Source organism: Marichromatium bheemlicum (genome assembly GCF_012276755.1).
Classification (GTDB): domain Bacteria; phylum Pseudomonadota; class Gammaproteobacteria; order Chromatiales; family Chromatiaceae; genus Marichromatium; species Marichromatium bheemlicum.
On record NZ_JAAXKX010000015.1, the window covers coordinates 80,083 to 98,150 of the forward strand.

Here is an 18,068-nt window from a genome sequence, read left to right on the forward strand (position 1 = left end):
GGGGCGAGGGTGGTTGTTGCCGCTCAGTCGTGCGCGAGCGCAAGGGTGTGCCAGTGTGCCCGTGGTGGCAAGGTCGGGCTGGCCACGGCGGCGATATAACCCGGGGCCGGGCAACAGTGAGCGATCTGCGGCAATGGGCTGGCCGGCGGGCGTGGGCGCATCAGCCCGCGACCGTCGCACTTGGCATCGGCCTCGAGCGCGGTCCAGGCGCGGCAGAAGGGGGCGAGCCGCTGGTGCTCGGGGTGGGCGAGGATCGCGGCGCAGGTGGCAGGATCGAACATCCGCCGTGCCACCGCCGCGAGGCGGCTGCGCGGGCGAATCCACTCACAGTCGACGCCGAGCTCGACCGCTGGCCCGCGCCCGTGTCGCACGCCGAGCAGCGCCAGTTCGCCGCTGGTGGTGAGGTTGAAGGCCAGCGCCGCCTGCCCCGCGTCGAGATAGGGCTTGCCGTTGGCGCCCTTGACCAGTCGTGGCGCCTCGCCCAGGTAGTGCCCGAGGATGCGCCGCAGCCCAGCCTGGGCGCGGATGGCTCGGGCGCGTAGGGCCGGGTCGCGGATGCGTTCGAGTCGTGTCAATTGCGCCTGATCGAGCGCGGCGCTGGCCGTCGCCAGGGGTTGACCGTGGTGCTCGCCGGTATCGATGCGCCACAGGTGGAGAGCGTCGGTGGCGAGTGAGGGGGCGGTGTTGACCGCTTGCCAATGGATGTGTTCTTCGTTCATGGGTACGGGGCTGTCCTTGTCGATCGGCGCCGGGGCGGTCGCCGCCCCAACGCTCGGGTATGATGCCACGGGCGCGTCCGGCGCGTGAGCGTGGCGCCATGCCCGGTTTTCCCATTTCGCAACCATGAACGAGAGTCAATGATCAGCATCACCGAGACCATCAGCCAGGAACTCGCGGTCCGACCCGCGCAGGTGGAGGCGGCCGTGCGGCTGCTCGACGAGGGTGCCACCGTGCCCTTCATCGCGCGCTATCGCAAGGAGGTCACCGGCGGTCTCGATGACGTCCAGCTGCGTCATCTGCAGGAACGGTTGGTCTATCTGCGCGAACTCGACGAGCGTCGCGCCACCGTGCTCAAGAGCATCGAGGAGCAGGGCAAGCTCACCGCCGAGTTGCACGCCGAGATCGCCGCGGCCGAGACCAAGCAGCGGCTCGAGGACCTCTATCTGCCGCACAAGCCGAAGCGCCGTACCAAGGCGCAGATCGCCCGTGAGGCCGGGCTCGAGCCGCTGGCCGACGCGTTGCTCGACGACCCCACCCAGGTGCCTGAGCAGTGCGCCGTGGCCTATGTCGAGGCCGAGCGCGGGGTGGCCGATGCCGAGGCGGCGCTCGAGGGTGCGCGTCAGATCCTCATGGAGCGCTTCGCCGAGGATGCGGCGCTCGCCGGCGAGCTGCGCGACCGGTTGTGGGAGCAGGGCATCCTGGTCTCGCGCGTGCTCGAGGGCAAGGAGCAGGAAGGCAACAAGTTCGCCGACTATTTTGACTATCGCGAGCCGATCGCCAAGATCCCCTCGCACCGCGCCCTGGCGCTGTTCCGGGGGCGTAATCAGGGGGTGCTCGCGCTGGAGCTGTTGGCCGGTCCCGGTGAGGACCCCGATGCCCCCTGTCGGGCGCGCATCGCCGCGCGCTTCGGCATCGCCCAACAGGGCCGCGCGGCCGACGACTGGCTGCTCGAGACGGTGCGCAAGTGCTGGCGTGTCAAACTCCTCACCCGGCTCGACCTGGAACTCAAGGGGCGGTTGCTGGAGGCGGCCGAGGGTGAGGCGATCCGCGTCTTCGGTCTCAACCTCAAGGCGCTGCTGCTGGCCGCGCCGGCCGGGCGGCTGCCGACCCTCGGGCTCGACCCGGGGCTGCGCACCGGGGTCAAGGTCGCGGTGGTCGATGCCACCGGGCGGGTGGTCGATACCGACACCATCTATCCACATGTGCCGCGCAACCAGTGGGATCACGGCATCGCCCGGCTCGCCGAGCTGGCGCGGTTGCATGGGGTCAAGCTGGTGAGCATCGGCAATGGTACCGCCTCGCGCGAGACCGACCGGCTGGTGCGCGAGCTGATCACGCGCCACCCCGAGCTGGGGCTGCGCTCGCTGGTGGTCAGCGAGGCCGGCGCCTCGGTCTACTCGGCCTCGGAGTTCGCCTCCAAGGAGCTGCCGCTGCTGGACGTCTCGTTGCGCGGTGCGGTGTCGATCGCACGCCGGCTGCAGGACCCGCTCGCCGAGCTGGTCAAGATCGAGCCCAAGGCGATCGGCGTCGGCCAGTACCAGCACGACGTCAACCAGGGGCAGCTCGCGCGCACCCTGGATGCGGTGGTCGAGGACTGCGTCAACGCCGTCGGCGTCGACCTCAACACCGCCTCGGTGCCGCTGCTCGCCCAGGTCTCGGGACTCAACCGCGGGCTGGCTGAGAACATCGTCCAGTTCCGCGAGGACCACGGCGCCTTCGCCAATCGCAAGGCGCTGATGGCGGTGTCGCGCTTCGGCGACAAGACCTTCCAGCAGAGCGCCGGCTTCCTCCGGGTGCCCGACGGCGACGAGCCGCTCGACGCCTCGGCGGTGCATCCCGAGGCCTATCCGCTGGTGCGGCGCATCGTCGCGCACACCGGCAAGGAGATCGGGGCGCTGATCGGCGATACCGCGACGCTGCGCGCGCTCGACCCGGCGGCGTTCACCGACGAGCGCTTCGGGCTGCCGACGGTGCGCGACATCCTCGCCGAGCTGGAGAAGCCCGGTCGCGACCCGCGCCCCGAGTTCAAGACCGCGCAGTTCAAGGAGGGCGTCGAGACCCTGGCCGACCTCAAGCCGGGGATGGTGCTCGAGGGCACGGTGACCAATGTCACCAACTTCGGCGCCTTCGTCGACATTGGCGTGCACCAGGACGGTCTGGTGCACATCTCGGCGCTCGCCGATCGCTTCGTCAAGGATCCGCATGCGGTGGTCAAGTCGGGCGATCTGGTCAAGGTCAAGGTGCTCGAGGTCGATCTCGAGCGCAAGCGCATCGCCCTCACCCGGCGCCTCGGCGACGAGGATGGCACCAAGGGCGGGGCGAGCGGGCGCGGCAAGGCCCCGGCGCGTGCCGCGGGCGAGGCGGCCAAGTCGGGCCAGCGCCCGGCCCGGCCCAAGGCCAAGTCGAGCAAGCCGCGCCAGGGGGAGCGCCGTCAGCGAGGTGCCGGTGCCGGGCAGGGCGCCGCCGCGCTCGGTGGCGCCATGGCCGAGGCCTTCGCCAAGGCCCGCAAGGGCTGAGCGCGCCCAGGCGAGCGCCCGCGCCGGGGCGCTCGCGGCGGTGTTGCCAGCGCTTGGCCTCACCGCCCTGATGCACGATCCCGCCGGTCGGATGCGCCGTCGGTTGCCGGGTCCGCCCGGTGGCGGCACGTCGATCGGTCCGACCCCATGCAAGACCCAGGCTGATCAACGACATGACCGCACTGTTCGACTCCCTGGCCCAGGACAACTGGCACCTGTTTCTCGGCGTGCTACTCGCCTTCCTGGTGATCCGTTTCATTACCTGGCGGATCGACAATCGTCCCGTCGCCAGTCGTTTCCCCGGACTGGTGGCGCTGCTCGACCTGCTGGTGTTGCCGGGGATGGTCCTCGTCGCCGGGACCCTGCTCAGGCTCGGCGCCCGGGTGCTCGAGGTCCCTGATGTCGATGCCGGGATTCGCTCGTTGACCCTGCTGGTGGCGCACCTGGCCGCCGGTTGGGCGGTGGCGCGACTGATCGAGGTGGTGTTGTTGGTGCGCGCCGACGACGATCTCTCCGAGCGCGTGCCCAAGCTGGTCGTCGGTCTGATCTATGTCGCGGTGATGCTCTTCGCGTTGGCCGTCTATCTGTGGCAGCGCGGCTATTCCTTCACCGGTATCTGGGTCTCGACCGGTGTCGCCGCGGCGGTGCTCGGTCTGGCGCTGCAGAAGACCCTGGGCGACCTCTTCTCGGGCATCGCCCTCGGTGTCGAGCGTCCGTTTCGCCTCGGTGACTGGGTCGAACTCAACAGCGGTATCGTCGGTCAGGTGATCGATCTCAACTGGCGCTCGACCCGGCTGCGCGGCTGGGACAACTCCACCCACATCATCCCCAACTCGCAGATGGCCGGACAACCGATCAAGAACCTGCACGACGACCAGCACCTCTATGCCCCCTGGTACTTCGTCAAGCTACCCGCCGAGGTCGATCCACGCTTCGCCACCGCGCTGTTGCTGGATGCGGCGATGCGCTGCGAGAGCGTGCTCAAGTTTCCCTATCCGATCGTGCGTCTGAGCGAGGCCACGACCGTGCCCTATGTCTACATGGTCTGGGTGCACCTGAAGAACTATCCGGCGATGTTCCGTGCCCGCGAGGAGCTGTTTCGCGAGATCCACCGCAGCCTCCAGGAGGCGGGCATCGAGATGGCCCCGGAGGTGCGCGAGATGCGCACCCGTCGAGCCCATATCAGTCACGCCGAGCCGCCGAGCATCCTGCTCGCGCTCAAGGGGCTGGATGTGAGCGGCCTGCTCACCGCCGATGAACTCGAGGAGGTCGCTGCACGCGGGGTCTATTGTCACTACGACAGCGGTCACGTGATCCTCGCCGAGGGGGCGCAGAGCGACGCCTTCTATGTCGTCGCCGGCGGTCTGGTGGAGGCCACGGTCACCCTCCCGGACCACACCCGCAAGGTCACCGAGACGCTGGGGCCGGGCAAGCACTTCGGCATCACCGCGATGCTGACCACCGATCCCTCGTTCATCGAGTTCACCGCCAAGAGCGATGTCAGCCTGATCCGCATCGATCTCGACTGCGTGCGACGCATCGTCGCCGCGCGCCCGGAACTCTCCGAGCGTCTCGCCGGGGTGGTCAAGGAACGACTCGATACCGCCGAGGCGGCGCGTACCGCCAGTCGTCAGCCGGTGCGTCGGTTGAGTCTGCGTGATATCAGTCGCCGTATCGAAACCGTGATGGTCCGCCCCAATCGCTTCTATCACCGGGGGCGCTGAGCCCAGTCATCCGAGATCAGGAGCAGCGACGATGGTGCACCGACCGCACATCCGCACCGCGATCCCCAAGCGGCGCTATCGACTCGGGGGCTGCGAGGCGACCCTGCTCGGCGAGATCGATAGCGCCGATCCGCGGTCCTATCGCTTCATCCTCGCCTTCGTCCCTGCGGGGCAGGGGGAACCGAGCCTCTATGTCTGCGCCGAGCGTGAACCGGGCGGTGATCGGTTGCGGGTGGTCGGGGCCGTGTTCGACGAGGTGGTGGCCGAGGGGCTGGCCTGGGAAGACGCCGACGACTTCGCCGCGCAGGCGCTGGCACTCGGGGCCGAGGTGCTTGGGCTGGGCGGCGTCGAGGCGCAGCGCTTGCGCTAGCATCGGGTCGCGCGGCCCTGGCCCTCGTGCTCGTGGTGTCTTGCGATCGCCTACGATTTTCATCGCCTCATCGTTTGCCATTACCATTGGGCATCTATGCGCGCGTCCCGTTGGCGGCGCGTCGCCCGTGTACGAGATCAGGGAAGCCATGTCATATCAGACGCATCTGCAACGCCTCGAGGCCGAGAGCATCCACATCATGCGCGAGGTCGCGGCCCAGTTCCGCAACCCGGTGATGCTCTACTCCATCGGCAAGGACAGCAGCGTGATGCTGCATCTGGCCCTCAAGGCCTTCTATCCCTCCAAGCCACCCTTCCCACTGCTGCATGTCGACACCACCTGGAAGTTCCGCGAGATGGTCGCCTTCCGCGACCGGCGTGCCGCCGAACTCGGGCTCGATTTGCTGGTGCATATCAACCAGGAGGGGGTGGCGCAGGGTATCGGGCCCTTCACCCATGGCTCGGCGGTCCACACCGACGTGATGAAGACCCAGTCGCTCAAGCAGGCGCTCGATCTCTACGGCTTCGACGCCGCCTTCGGCGGTGCGCGCCGCGATGAGGAGAAGAGCCGGGCCAAGGAGCGGGTGTTCTCCTTTCGCACCCGCAGCCATCGCTGGGACCCCAAGAACCAGCGCCCGGAGCTGTGGAATCTCTACAACGGTCGCATCAACAAGGGCGAGAGCATCCGCGTCTTCCCGCTGTCGAACTGGACCGAGCTCGACATCTGGCAGTACATCTACCAGGAGCAGATCCCGGTGGTGCCGCTGTACTTCGCCGCGCCGCGCCCGGTGGTCGAGCGCGACGGTACCCTGATCATGGTCGACGACGAACGCATGCCGCTGGCCCCGGGCGAGACGCCCGAGGCGCGCATGGTGCGCTTTCGTACCCTCGGTTGCTACCCGCTCACCGGCGCGGTGGAGAGCCGTGCGCAGACGCTCCCCGAGATCATCCGCGAGATGCTGCTGGCGCGCACCAGCGAGCGACAGGGCCGGGTCATCGACCAGGATGCCGGCGCCTCCATGGAAGCCAAGAAGCAGGAGGGGTATTTCTGATGACCCAGACACCGGAACACGCCAGCGCCACCGCCGAGGTTGAGGCCTATCTGCGCGCCCAGGAGGACAAGACGCTGCTGCGCTTCATCACCTGCGGTTCGGTCGACGACGGTAAGTCGACCCTGCTCGGGCGGCTGCTCTACGACTGCCAGCTGTTGTTCGAGGACCAGCTCGCGAGCCTCGAGAACGACTCGGCGCGCTTCGGCACCACCGGCAGCGGTAACCTCGACCTGGCGCTGCTGGTCGACGGCCTGGCCGCCGAGCGCGAGCAGGGCATCACCATCGATGTTGCCTACCGCTTCTTTACCACCGATCGGCGTAAGTTCATCGTCGCCGACACCCCCGGGCACGAGCAGTACACCCGCAACATGGTCACCGGCGCCTCCACCGCCGAGGCCGCGGTGCTGCTCGCTGACGCGCGCAAGGGGGTACTCACCCAGACCCGGCGTCACAGCTATATCGTCTCGCTGCTCGGCATCCGCCACCTGGTGCTGGCGATCAACAAGATGGATCTGGTCGACTGGGACCGCGAGACCTTCGAGCGCATCAGCGCCGACTATCGCGCCTTTGCCACCGAGCTTGGGGTCGAGGCGGTGACCTGTATCCCGGTCTCGGCGCTCACCGGCGACAACGTCACCACCGCCTCCGAGCGGATGCCTTGGTATACGGGGCCGACCCTGCTCGACTACCTGGAGGGGGTCGACGTCGAGCGTGACCTGCGTGCCGGGCCCTTCCGCATGCCGGTGCAGTGGGTCAACCGACCCAATCTCGACTTCCGTGGCTTCAGCGGTACCATCGCCGGTGGTCGGGTGCGTGTCGGCGAGCCGCTGGTGGTGCTGCCGGCAGGCAAGCGCTCGACGCTCGCGCGGATCGTCACCATGGACGGGGATCGCGAGCAGGCCGGTGCCGGCGAGGCGGTGACCCTGGTGCTCGACGACGAGATCGACGTCTCGCGCGGCGACCTGATCGCCGGTGCTGAATCGCGCCCCGAGGTTGCCGATCAGTTCGCCGCGCACCTGGTGTGGATGGACGAGCAGCCGCTGCTGCCCGGTCGACCCTATCTGTTGCGCACCGCCACCGCCACGGTCAACGCCCAGGTCACCGAGATCAAGCACAAGGTCAACGTCAACACCCTGGAGCAGACCGCCGCCAAGCACCTCGAACTCAATGATGTCGCGGTGTGTAACCTCGCACTCGATCGCGCGGTGCCCTTCGACCCCTATGTCGACAATCGCGAGACCGGTGCCTTCATCCTCGTCGATCGCATCACCAATGCCACCGTCGGCTGCGGCATGGTCGACTTCGCGCTACGCCGCGCGGCCAACATCCATCACCACGCGATGGAGATCGACAAGGCGGCGCGCGCCGCGGCCAAGGGACAGAAGCCCTGCGTGCTCTGGTTCACCGGGCTGTCGGGCGCGGGTAAATCGACGGTGGCCGATCTCGTCGAGCAGCGCCTTCACGCCATGGGACGCCACACCATGACGCTCGACGGCGACAACGTCCGTCACGGGCTCAACCGCGATCTCGGTTTCACCGCCGAGGACCGGGTCGAGAACATCCGTCGAGTGGCCGAGGTGGCGCGGCTGATGGTCGAGGCCGGGCTGATCGTCTGTGTCAGCTTCATCTCGCCGTTCCGCAGCGAACGGCGCCTAGCGCGCGAGCGGCTCGCCGACGGCGAGTTCTTGGAGGTCTTCGTCGATGCCACGCTCGAGACCTGCGAGGCGCGTGACCCCAAGGGCCTCTACAAGAAGGCGCGCGCCGGCGAGATCCCCAACTTCACCGGGATCGGCAGCCCCTACGAGCCGCCCGAGGCCCCGGAGCTGCGCCTCGATGCCAACGGCTCCGACCCCGAGACCCTGGCCGAGCAGGTCGTCGAGCTGCTCGCCGCACGCGGGGTGATCTGAGCCGCCGCCGTCCGGTGGTCCGGGGCTCAGGGCGCCGGGCGGTGTTCGAGCGCGAGGATGAAGTCGAACTGCGCCGGGCTCAGCGGCATCACCGAGAGGCGGTTGCCGCGGCGCACCAGTGGCAACTCGGCGAGCGCGCCCTCGGCGTGGGTCTTGAGTTCGGCTAGCTCGATCGGGCGGGCGAGATGACGGCGATAGCGTACGTCGACCAGATACCAGCGCGGTGTCGCCGGGTCGCCCTTGGGGTCGTGATGGGGCGAGGCGGGATCGAAGGCGGTAGGGTCGGGGCGCGGGCTGCTGGCGATCTCGGCCAGTCCGACGATCGCCGGGCGGGCACAGTTGGAGTGATAGAAGAACACCGGGTCGCCGACGGCAGTACGGTCGCGCAGCAGGTTGCGCGCCTGATAGTTGCGTACCCCGTCCCAGGGCTCGACCCCGCGCGCGGCCAGGTCGTCGATGCCGAACACCCCGGGCTCGGACTTGAACAGCCAGTGGGTCATGCGCCCGCCCCTTGCGCCAGATGATGGAAGTTGGCCAGTCGCGCGGCTGCGATCTCGCCGCGCTCGACCGCGGCGCGGATGGCGCAGCCCGGCTCCTGATCGTGACGGCAGTTGGCGAAGCGACAGCCGCCGAGGTACGGGCGGAACTCGCGAAAGCCCCACTGCAGCTCGGCCAGGCCGATGGCGCCGAGGCGGAAGCTGCGCACCCCGGGCGAGTCGATCAGCACGCCGCCGCCGGGCAGGCGGTAGCAGCTCGCCGCCGAGGTGGTGTGACGCCCCAGCCCGGTGGCCGCCGAGAGGCGCCCGACCTGGATGTCGCGATCGGGCAGCAGCGCCTTGACCAGCGACGACTTGCCCACCCCGGACTGACCGACGAGGATGCTGGTCTGGTCGTGCAGTGCCTCGACCAACGGGGCCAGCGTCTCGGGTTGTTCCAGACTGATCCACAGGGTGCGATAGCCGATCGCGCAATAGTGCGCGTAGCGCTGCTCGAAGGCCGCGCGCGCCGGGGCGTCGAGCAGGTCCATCTTGGTGGCCACCAGCATCGGTTCGACGCCGATGCCCTCGGCGGCGACCAGATACTGGTCGACCAGATAGCCGCTCGGTTCGGGCTCGGGGGCGATCAGCACCGCCAGTCGGGTGAGGTTCGCTGCGATCGGCTTGTCGCGACCACTGTAGTCGGGGCGGCTGAGCACCGTCTGGCGCTCGAGGATGGCACTAACCAGCCCACGACCGGGCTCGCCGCGCTGCCACACCACCCGGTCACCGCACACCGGGTGGCCGATGTGCTGGCGCGCGACACAAAGGTGCAGCGTGCCGTCGTGGTCCTCGACCACCAGGCTCGCGCCGTGGCGCACCACCACCAGCCCCTCCTCGGGCGGGGTCTCGGCCTCGCAGTCGGCGAGCGCCTGTTCGGGGCGGTTGGCGAGGCGCTCGCGCCGGCGCTCCTGGATCGCGCGGATGCGCTCGATCTGTCGCTTCGACAGCCGCCGCCGGTTCATCGGGCGCTCCGGCGGGACTGGGGCGGGGTGGAGTGGGGGCGGCGCGGGTGGTCGGTGTGCATGCTCGGGCTCCTGGCTGGGGTGCGGCTATTCTAGGGAAAGCGCCGGCGCTCCGCACGGCGTCGCTCCTTGCAGTACACTGCGCCCTGATTCCGCCACTCGGCCTCGCGACAGGCCCCATCGCTCAAGGAGCGCTCATGACCAAGAGCCCGCAGAACCTGATCTGGATCGACCTGGAGATGACCGGACTCGACCCCGACACCGACCGTATCCTCGAGATCGCCACCATCGTCACCGACACCCAACTCGAGGTGTTGGCCGAGGGACCGGTGATCGCGATCCACCAATCCGAGGCGCAGCTCGCCACCATGGACGAGTGGAATCGCGAGCACCACGGTGCCTCCGGGCTGATCGAGCGGGTGCGGCTGAGCGCGCAAGACGAGGCTGCCGCCGAGCGCGCCACCCTCGAGTTCCTCGCCGACCTGGTGCCGGCTGGGACCTCGCCGCTGTGCGGCAACAGCATCTGTCAGGACCGGCGCTTCCTCGCCCGCTGGATGCCCCGGCTCGAAGGGTTCTGTCACTATCGCAACCTCGATGTCAGCACCCTCAAGATCCTCGCCCAGCGCTGGGCCCCGGAGGTCGCCGCCGGGGTGCGCAAGGCCTCGCGCCACCTTGCCCTCGACGACATTCGCGAGTCGATCGAGGAGCTGCGCTATTATCGTGAGCAGCTACTGCGGTTGGAGTGAGTTGGCGTGCGGTGCTGTGCGATCTCAGTCGTGCTGTTTATCATAAGGGACAGACAAAGGTGGGCGTGAACGGTTTTGTTCATCTCGTTGCTGGTCGTGCCGTAATTGCTGCAGACGCCGATCGCAATCGATACCCTGATTGAGGAGCACTGATGAAGGCGGTCATTCTGGCAGGCGGTTTCGGGACGCGGATCTCGGAGGAGTCGCACCTGCGCCCCAAGCCGATGATCGAGATCGGCGGCATGCCGATCATCTGGCACATCATGAAGCACTACTCAGCTCACGGTATCAACGACTTCGTGATCTGCTGCGGCTACAAGGGCTATGTCATCAAGGAGTACTTCGCCAACTACTTCCTGCACATGTCCGACGTCACCTTCGACATCGCCAACAACCGCATGGAGGTCCATGAGCGCAAGGCCGAACCCTGGCGCGTGACCCTGGTCGACACCGGGTTGCACACCCAGACCGGTGGTCGGCTCAAGCGGGTGGGCGAGTATCTCGACACCGAGGCGCCCTTCTGCTTCACCTATGGCGACGGCCTGAGCGATGTCGACATCGGTGCGCTGGTCGCCTTCCACCACGATCACGGCCATCTCGCCACGGTCACCGCAGTACAGGCCCCCGGGCGCTATGGCGCGATCAAGCGCGAGGGCGCGCGGGTGGCCGCCTTCACCGAGAAGCCGCGCGGCGACGGCGGGCTGATCAACGGCGGCTTCTTTGTGCTCTCGCCGGCCTGTCTCGAGCTGATCGCCGGTGACGAGACCGGTTGGGAGGGCGAACCGCTGACGCAGCTCAGTGCCATGGGCGAGCTGATGGCCTTCGAACACCAGGGCTTCTGGCGACCGATGGACACCCTGCGCGACCGCACCCAGCTCGAGGCACTGTGGCGCTCTGGGACGGCGCCCTGGAAGACCTGGTGACGACGATGGAACGGCAATTCTGGTCGGGACGGCGGGTGCTCATCACCGGTCACACCGGGTTCAAGGGCGGCTGGCTCACGCTCTGGTTGGCACGGCTCGGTGCCCGAGTGCACGGCTATGCACTGGCGCCGCCGACCACCCCGAGCCTGTACCAGGCGGCGCGGGTCGGTGAGCGCCTCGCCGGCGAGCACATCGCCGACCTGCGCGATCGCGCCGCGCTCGCCGCCGCCTTCGATACCGCCGCGCCCGAGGTGGTGTTCCACCTCGCCGCTCAACCCTTGGTGCGCGCGGCCTATCGCGATCCGGTCGAGACCTATGCGGTCAACCTGATGGGCACCGTCGACCTGCTCGAGACCGTGCGCCAGCATCCCGGGGTGCGCGCCGTGGTGGTGGTGACCAGCGACAAGTGCTACGAGAACCACGACTGGGTCTGGCCCTATCGCGAGGACGACGCCCTCGGCGGTCACGACCCCTATTCGAGCAGCAAGGCCTGCGCTGAGCTGGTCAGCGCGAGCTATCGTCGCGCCTTCCTCGAGGAGGCCGGCACGGCGCTCGCCACCGCGCGTGCGGGCAACGTCATCGGCGGCGGCGACTGGGCCGCCGAGCGGCTGGTCCCCGACGTGCTGCGCGCGATCGACGCCGGCGAGCCGGTGGTGCTGCGCGCGCCCGGGGCGATCCGGCCCTGGCAGCACGTGCTCGAACCGCTCGCCGGTTATCTCGATCTCGCCGAGCGGCTGTGCGCGGACGAGGGTGAGTACATCGGCGCCTGGAACTTCGGCCCCGAGGCCGCGGACGCGCGCCCGGTGCGCTGGCTGGTCGAGTGGCTGTGTGCCGCCGTGCCGGGGGCGCAGTGGCGGCTCGATGACAGCCCTCAGCCGCGCGAGGCGGCGGTGCTGCGACTCGACAGCAGCAAGGCGCGCGCCGCGCTCGGTTGGCGTCCGCGCTGGCCGCTGGAGCAGGCGCTGGCGCGCACCCTCGACTGGCACCGCGCCTGGCGCGCCGGCGAGGACATGCAGGTCCGCACCCTGGCGCAGATCGCCGACTACATGGCTACGGAGCCACCGCGATGAGCGCGCGCCTGGTGCGTCACCCGACCGCGATCGCCGGGGTCGAGGTGATCGAGCGGGCGCCGCTCGCCGATGCGCGCGGCGTCTTCGAGCGGCTCTACTGCGCGGCGGATCTGGCGGCGCTTGGCGGGGGGCGCCCGATCGTCCAGATCAACCGCTCGCTGACGCGTGCGCGCGGCACGGTGCGCGGGCTCCACTACCAGCGCCCGCCGCACGCCGAGACCAAGTTCGTCACCTGTCTGCGCGGCGCAGTCTGGGACCTGGCGCTCGACCTGCGCGCCGGCTCGCCGACCTTCCTGCAGTGGCACGCCGAGCGGTTGGAGGCCGAGCGCCCGACCACCCTGGTGATCCCCGAGGGGTGTGCCCACGGCTTCCAGGCGCTGACGGACGACTGCGAGCTGCTCTATCTGCACACCGCGCCTCATGTCCCCGAGGCCGAGGGCGGGGTGCGCGCAGACGACCCGAGCCTGGCCATCCCCTGGCCGTTGCCGCTCGGCGAGCGCTCGGCGCGCGATCGCGCCTTGGCGCTGCTCGACGACGACTTTCGGGGGATTGCGTGATGCACTGCCGCCACTGCGGCGCGCCGCTGCGCCTGCCCTTCGTCGATCTCGGCAGCGCGCCGCCCTCCAACGCTTATCTGGGCGCTGCGGCGCTGCACCGCCCCGAGTCCTGGTACCCGCTGCGGGTGCTGGTGTGCGAGCGCTGCTGGCTGGTGCAGACCGAGGACTTCGCCCGCCCCGAGACCCTGTTCGACGCCGACTACGCCTATTTCAGCAGCGTCTCGACGAGCTGGGTGGCCCATGCCGAGCGCTATGTCGCGACCATGGTCGAGCGTCTCGGGCTCGACGGCGACTCGCGGGTGGTGGAGCTGGCGGCCAACGACGGCTATCTGCTCCAGCACCTGCGCGCACGAGCCATCCCCTGTCTGGGGGTCGAGCCGACCGCGGCGGTCGCCGCCGCAGCGCGCGAGCGCGGGCTGGAGATCGTCGAGGCCTTCTTCGACCGCGCGCTCGCCGCGCGGCTGCTCGCCGAGGGCTGGGGTGCGGATCTGGTGATCGCCAACAACGTCCTCGCCCATGTCCCGGCGATCAACGATTTCGTCGCCGGCATCGCCCTGCTGCTGCGCCCGGACGGGGTGGCGACCTTCGAGTTCCCGCACCTGCTGCGGCTGATCGCGGGCAACCAGTTCGATACCCTTTATCACGAGCACTACTCCTATCTGTCGCTGGGTGCGGTGGCGCGGGTGTGCGCGGCCAACGGCCTGGCGGTGTTCGACGTCGAGACCCTGCCGACCCACGGCGGCAGCCTGCGGGTGTTCGCCCAGCGTGCCGACCACGGCGCGCGTCCGACCACGCCCCGGGTGGCGGCGCTGCGCGCCGAGGAGCTGGCCGCCGGGCTGGAGCGGGCGGCGACCTACCAGGGGCTGCAGGCGCGCGCCGAGCGGCTGCGTCTCGACCTGCTCGACTATCTCATCCAGGCGCGGCGCCAGGGGCTCCAGGTGGTCGGCTACGGCGCCGCGGCCAAGGGCAACACCCTGCTCAACTTCGCCGGGGTGCGTCCCGATCTGCTGCACTATGTGGTCGACCGCAGCCCCGGCAAGCTGGGCCGCCATCTCCCCGGCAGCCGCATCCCCATCGTCGCCGAGTCGCGCCTGCGCGAGACCCGCCCCGACCGGGTGCTGCTGCTGCCCTGGAACCTGCGCGATGAACTCACCGCGCAGCTCGACTATGTCCGCGAGTGGGGCGCGCGCTTCGTTGTCTCGGTGCCCCGACTCTGCGAGTGTTGAGGCGACAGACCATGAATGAACGGGTCATCGTGACGGGGGCGAGCGGGTTTGTCGGACGCCGCATCGTCAAGGCGTTGCTCGTGCGAGGTGTCGGGGTGCGCCTGCTGGTGCGTGATCCTGCGCGTGCCGCGGCCTTGTTCCCGGCCCGCGGTGTCGAGCTGGTCGAGATCGAGGATCTCTTCACCGCTTCGGTGGAAACGCTGCAGACCGCGCTGGCCGGGGGGGAGATGTTGGTGCATGCGGCCTGGTATGCCGAGCCCGGTCAGTATCTGGACTCCACGCGCAATCTTGTCTGTCTGACCGGATCGTTGCATCTGGCCGAGGCGTTCGTCGCCGCTGGCGGTCGGCGCTTCGTCGGTGTCGGCAGCTGTGCCGAGTACGACCCGACGCCGGGGGCTCTCGGTATCCACACGCCACTGAGGCCCCGGACCCTCTATGGCGCATGCAAGGCATCGACCTATCAGGTCCTCGAGCAGTTGCTGCGAGTGGCGGGCGTCGAGTTCGCCTGGTGCCGTCCCTTCTATCTGTATGGCGAGGGCGAGGATCCGCGCCGGCTCGTGGCCTATCTCCATGCCCGGCTTGCTGCCGGAGAGCCTGTCGATCTCGGTGGGGGGGAGCAGGTTCGCGACTATCTCGATGTCGAGCGGGCCGGTGAGATGATCGCCGAGGTCGCGCTGGGCGGGCGATGCGGTGCGTTCAACATCTGCTCCGGCAGGGGCCAGAGCGTACGCCAGATCGCCGAGCGGGTCGCCGACGGTTATGGTCGTCGCGATCTCTTGCGCTTCGGGTCGCGGCCCGATAATCCGCAGGACCCGCCGTGCATCATCGGGGTGCTGGACGAGACGTGAACGGGGTTCGCGCCCGTTCTCACCAAAATCCACGGAGTTTTGCTGCTATGGCCACTTCACTATGAAAGATGACCGCGAGAGTTTCATTGCCGAACGTGCGGCCCGGGTCGAGGACTATCGTGACGATGGCCCCCTGCAGGAGGCCGCCGAGGGGTTCATGCGCGAGAGTTTGCGGGCGCGTTACTCGTATCAATTCGACTGGCTCGGTCTGCCGATCATCCAGTATCCCCAGGACGTCTTCGCGCTGCAGGAGATCATCTGGACGACGCGTCCGGACGTCATCATCGAGACCGGGATCGCGCGCGGGGGCTCACTGATCTTCAGCGCCTCCATGCTGGCGCTGCTCGATCTGACCGATGCCGAGCGCGCGGGCGTGCCGGTCGCCGATCGGCGACGGGTCGTCGGCATCGATCTCGATATCCGCGCGCACAATCGCCAGGCCGTCGAGAGCCATCCGCTGGCCGGGCGGATCGAGATGGTCGAGGGCGACAGTACGGATCCGGCCGTCCTCGACGAGGTCCGCCGTTCCATCCGCAGCGAGCAGCGGGTGATGGTCTGTCTGGATTCGAGCCACACCCATGACCATGTCGTGAAGGAGTTGGATCTGTATGCGCCCTTGGTGACCCCGGGGTGTTACTGCACCGTCTTCGATACGGTGATCGAGGAATTCGAGACCGCGGTCTTTCCCGGGCGGCCCTGGAGTCAGGGGGACAATCCGATGACGGCCGTTCGCGATTTCCTTGCAAGGGACTCACGTTTCGAGATCGACGCATCGATCTCCGACAAGCTGTTGCTGACGGTTGCGCGGGGAGGTTTTCTCAAGCGCGTTGCTTGAATGATGCGATCTTGTACGACCTACCCGGTCTGTCGCCGGGGTGCTCGATGACGATGTGGGGACCCTGACCTCGGTATGAACGACAGTCTGCTCACTCAAGCTCACGAACATCTCGTCGCCGGACGGCACGATGTGGCCGTGGCGCTCTGTCGCGCCGTGCTTGCCATCGACCCCGATCAGACCGAGGCCCAGGCGATCTTGCGCCAATTGGGCGAGACTGGCCCCCGTCTTGACGAACGGGTACCACCGTCCTTGCGCGAAGCATGGGTCGCGCGGGCGGCTGGTGCCGACCTCGAAGCGGCGGAGCGCGAGGCGCGGCGGTTCGTCGTCTGCTACCCGGGCGATGTCTTCGCCCACAAGGCGCTGGGCCTGATTCTGGTGCGGCGGCGGCATCATGCCGAGGCGCTCGCCGTACTCGAACGGGCGTTGGTATTCGATGCCGCCGATCCCGAGATCCATGACGGTATTGCGACAGCATTGTTGCGTCTGGGGCGGGTCGAGGATGCGCTGAGACACTACCGACGTGCCCTGGAGATCGCCCCGGACCAAGCCAAGATTCATTACAACCTCGGGCTCGCATTGCACGAGCTTGGCCGATTCGACGAGGCCCTGGCGTGTTATGCCCGCGCCCATGCGATCGCCCCCGGGCTCCTCCTGGCATGTAACAACGCCGGCAATGCCTGTCTCCAGCTCGGTCGGTTGCCGCAGGCCACCGATTGGTTCAATCGGGTGCTGGCACGAGACCCTTGCAACGTACAGAGTCTCAACAACCTCGCCAGCGTCCAGCTCCGCGCCCGCCTGTTCGAGACCGCGCTGGAAACCCTGGAGCGTGTCCTGGCGCTCGATCCGGATCACGTCGAGGCGTTGAACAATCGCGGCAACGCGTTTGCGGCCTTGGATCGACTCGGCGCCGCGCAGCAGAGCTATCTTGCTGCGATTCGGATCCGTCCGGATTATGCCGAGGCCTATTGCAACCTGGGCAACACCTTTGAACTGGAGCGCAAGTCCCAGCAGGCGATCGACTGTTATCGGCAGGCGCTCGTCCTCAAGCCCGACCTGATTGAGGCCCATCTGAATCTGGGTAACAGCTTGCGCGATCTCGATCGTCTCGGTGAGGCGCGCGCCTGCTACGAGCAGGCCCTTGAGCTTCATCCAGACTACCCCGGCGCCCTGCACAATCTGGGGTGTGTGCTCCAGGATCTAGGCGATCTCGATGCCTCGATCGCCGTGCGCCTTCGGGCCCGGGAACTGGCCGAGGATCCCTTCGGGGCTGACAGTAGTCTGCTCTTCACACTGAACTATCATCCGGATCGATCGGTCGAGGCGATCCGTGCGGCCTATCAGGACTTCGAATACCGTCATGCCGCTCCTGCACGCGTGCATCGGCGTGCATATGCCAACCCTCCTGACCCCGAACGTCGGTTACGTGTGGGCTATGTCTCCCCGGACTTTCGATCACATGCGATCCGCTACATGCTCGAGCCACTGCTCGAATGCCATGACCAGACGCAATTCGAGCTGTACGCCTATGCCGAGTTGACGCGTCAGGACGCGCAGACGGCGCGCTACCAGGGGTTGGTCGATCATTGGGTACCGACCCGTGGTCTGAGCGATGCCGAACTCGATACGCGCATCCGTGCCGATGGTATCGATATCCTGGTGGACCTGGCCGGACATACGGCGGGCAATCGGCTGAGGGTCTTCACGCGCAAGCCGGCGCCGGTGTCGGTGAGTCTCTGGGTCGGTTATGGCTACACCTCGGGGTTGAGCGCGATCGACTACTTCCTGTGCGACGAGGTCCTGGTGCCCGAGGGTGCTGAGGAGTTGTTCAGCGAGCGGCCCTGGCGGATTGCCGCGCCTGCCGGCATGTATCGTCCGAGCGAGGGGGTGGGGGCGGTGAACGTGTTGCCGGCGCTGGAGCGGGGATACATCACCTTCGGTACGCTGACCCGTGGGGTGCGTGTCAACCACCGCACCATCCGGGTGTGGTCCGAGATCCTCGAGCGGGTGCCGGGTTCGCGCCTGGTCGTCGACAGCCGAACCTATGCCGATCCATTGAGTGTCGAGAGCCTGA

16 protein-coding genes are annotated in these 18,068 nt (G+C 68.1%); 13 read left to right on the forward strand and 3 right to left on the reverse strand.

Annotated features, from left to right (window positions below):
• Positions 1–23: 23 nt before the first annotated feature.
• Entirely contained in the window at positions 24–719 is a 696-nt protein-coding gene (locus HF203_RS11275; protein WP_168669701.1) for a 4'-phosphopantetheinyl transferase family protein, read from the reverse strand.
• A 138-nt stretch (positions 720–857) separates the two neighbouring features.
• Between HF203_RS11275 and HF203_RS11280 the strand changes: the two genes are divergently transcribed.
• From HF203_RS11280 to cysN, 5 genes are all read left to right on the forward strand, one after another.
• Positions 858–3,236 (forward strand): Tex family protein, encoded by a 2,379-nt coding sequence (locus HF203_RS11280; protein ID WP_168669703.1) that lies wholly within the window; start codon positions 858–860, stop codon positions 3,234–3,236.
• Between the two features lie 173 nt (positions 3,237–3,409).
• Positions 3,410–4,960, forward strand: coding sequence for a mechanosensitive ion channel family protein (locus tag HF203_RS11285; protein ID WP_168669705.1), 1,551 nt, complete (start codon positions 3,410–3,412; stop codon positions 4,958–4,960).
• Between the two features lie 31 nt (positions 4,961–4,991).
• Positions 4,992–5,330, forward strand: coding sequence for a hypothetical protein (locus tag HF203_RS11290; RefSeq protein WP_168669707.1), 339 nt, complete (start codon positions 4,992–4,994; stop codon positions 5,328–5,330).
• A 148-nt stretch (positions 5,331–5,478) separates the two neighbouring features.
• Entirely contained in the window at positions 5,479–6,381 is a 903-nt protein-coding gene (gene cysD, locus HF203_RS11295) for a sulfate adenylyltransferase subunit CysD (protein WP_168669709.1), read from the forward strand.
• Complete coding sequence (cysN, locus tag HF203_RS11300) at positions 6,381–8,288, forward strand: sulfate adenylyltransferase subunit CysN (RefSeq protein WP_168669711.1); 1,908 nt, start codon at positions 6,381–6,383, stop codon at positions 8,286–8,288. The genes cysD and cysN overlap by 1 nt, the downstream gene beginning before the upstream one ends.
• Positions 8,289–8,314: 26 nt before the next feature.
• Here the strand turns inward: cysN and HF203_RS11305 are convergent, their stop codons facing one another.
• Together HF203_RS11305 and rsgA are read right to left on the reverse strand one after the other, a co-directional pair.
• Positions 8,315–8,788, reverse strand: a complete 474-nt coding sequence (locus HF203_RS11305; protein ID WP_168669713.1) for an EVE domain-containing protein — start codon at positions 8,786–8,788, stop codon at positions 8,315–8,317.
• Complete coding sequence (rsgA, locus tag HF203_RS11310; protein ID WP_168669715.1) at positions 8,785–9,789, reverse strand: ribosome small subunit-dependent GTPase A; 1,005 nt, start codon at positions 9,787–9,789, stop codon at positions 8,785–8,787. Before rsgA ends, HF203_RS11305 begins: the two co-directional genes overlap by 4 nt.
• Positions 9,790–9,986: 197 nt before the next feature.
• Here rsgA and orn point away from each other — a divergent pair, with 197 nt between their 5' ends.
• The 8 genes from orn to HF203_RS11350 all read left to right on the forward strand — a co-directional run.
• Positions 9,987–10,535: an oligoribonuclease gene (gene orn, locus HF203_RS11315; RefSeq protein WP_168669717.1), complete on the forward strand. Its 549-nt coding sequence runs from the start codon at positions 9,987–9,989 to the stop codon at positions 10,533–10,535.
• A 152-nt stretch (positions 10,536–10,687) separates the two neighbouring features.
• Positions 10,688–11,458, forward strand: coding sequence for a glucose-1-phosphate cytidylyltransferase (gene rfbF / locus HF203_RS11320; protein ID WP_168669719.1), 771 nt, complete (start codon positions 10,688–10,690; stop codon positions 11,456–11,458).
• Positions 11,459–11,463: 5 nt separating this feature from the next.
• On the forward strand, positions 11,464–12,528 hold the full coding sequence (gene rfbG, locus HF203_RS11325) for a CDP-glucose 4,6-dehydratase (RefSeq protein WP_168669721.1): 1,065 nt from the start codon (positions 11,464–11,466) through the stop codon (positions 12,526–12,528).
• Positions 12,525–13,085, forward strand: coding sequence for a dTDP-4-dehydrorhamnose 3,5-epimerase family protein (locus HF203_RS11330; protein WP_168669723.1), 561 nt, complete (start codon positions 12,525–12,527; stop codon positions 13,083–13,085). Before rfbG ends, HF203_RS11330 begins: the two co-directional genes overlap by 4 nt.
• A complete protein-coding gene (locus HF203_RS11335; protein WP_168669725.1) occupies positions 13,085–14,311 on the forward strand; it encodes a class I SAM-dependent methyltransferase in 1,227 nt (408 codons plus the stop codon). The genes HF203_RS11330 and HF203_RS11335 overlap by 1 nt, the downstream gene beginning before the upstream one ends.
• Before the next feature lie 11 nt (positions 14,312–14,322).
• Positions 14,323–15,159: an NAD-dependent epimerase/dehydratase family protein gene (locus tag HF203_RS11340; protein WP_168669727.1), complete on the forward strand. Its 837-nt coding sequence runs from the start codon at positions 14,323–14,325 to the stop codon at positions 15,157–15,159.
• 61 nt (positions 15,160–15,220) lie between these two features.
• On the forward strand, positions 15,221–15,994 hold the full coding sequence (locus HF203_RS11345) for a cephalosporin hydroxylase family protein (RefSeq protein ID WP_168669729.1): 774 nt from the start codon (positions 15,221–15,223) through the stop codon (positions 15,992–15,994).
• 75 nt (positions 15,995–16,069) lie between these two features.
• Positions 16,070–18,068: tetratricopeptide repeat protein (locus tag HF203_RS11350; RefSeq protein WP_168669731.1), on the forward strand; the 1,999-nt coding region annotated here is incomplete at its 3' end.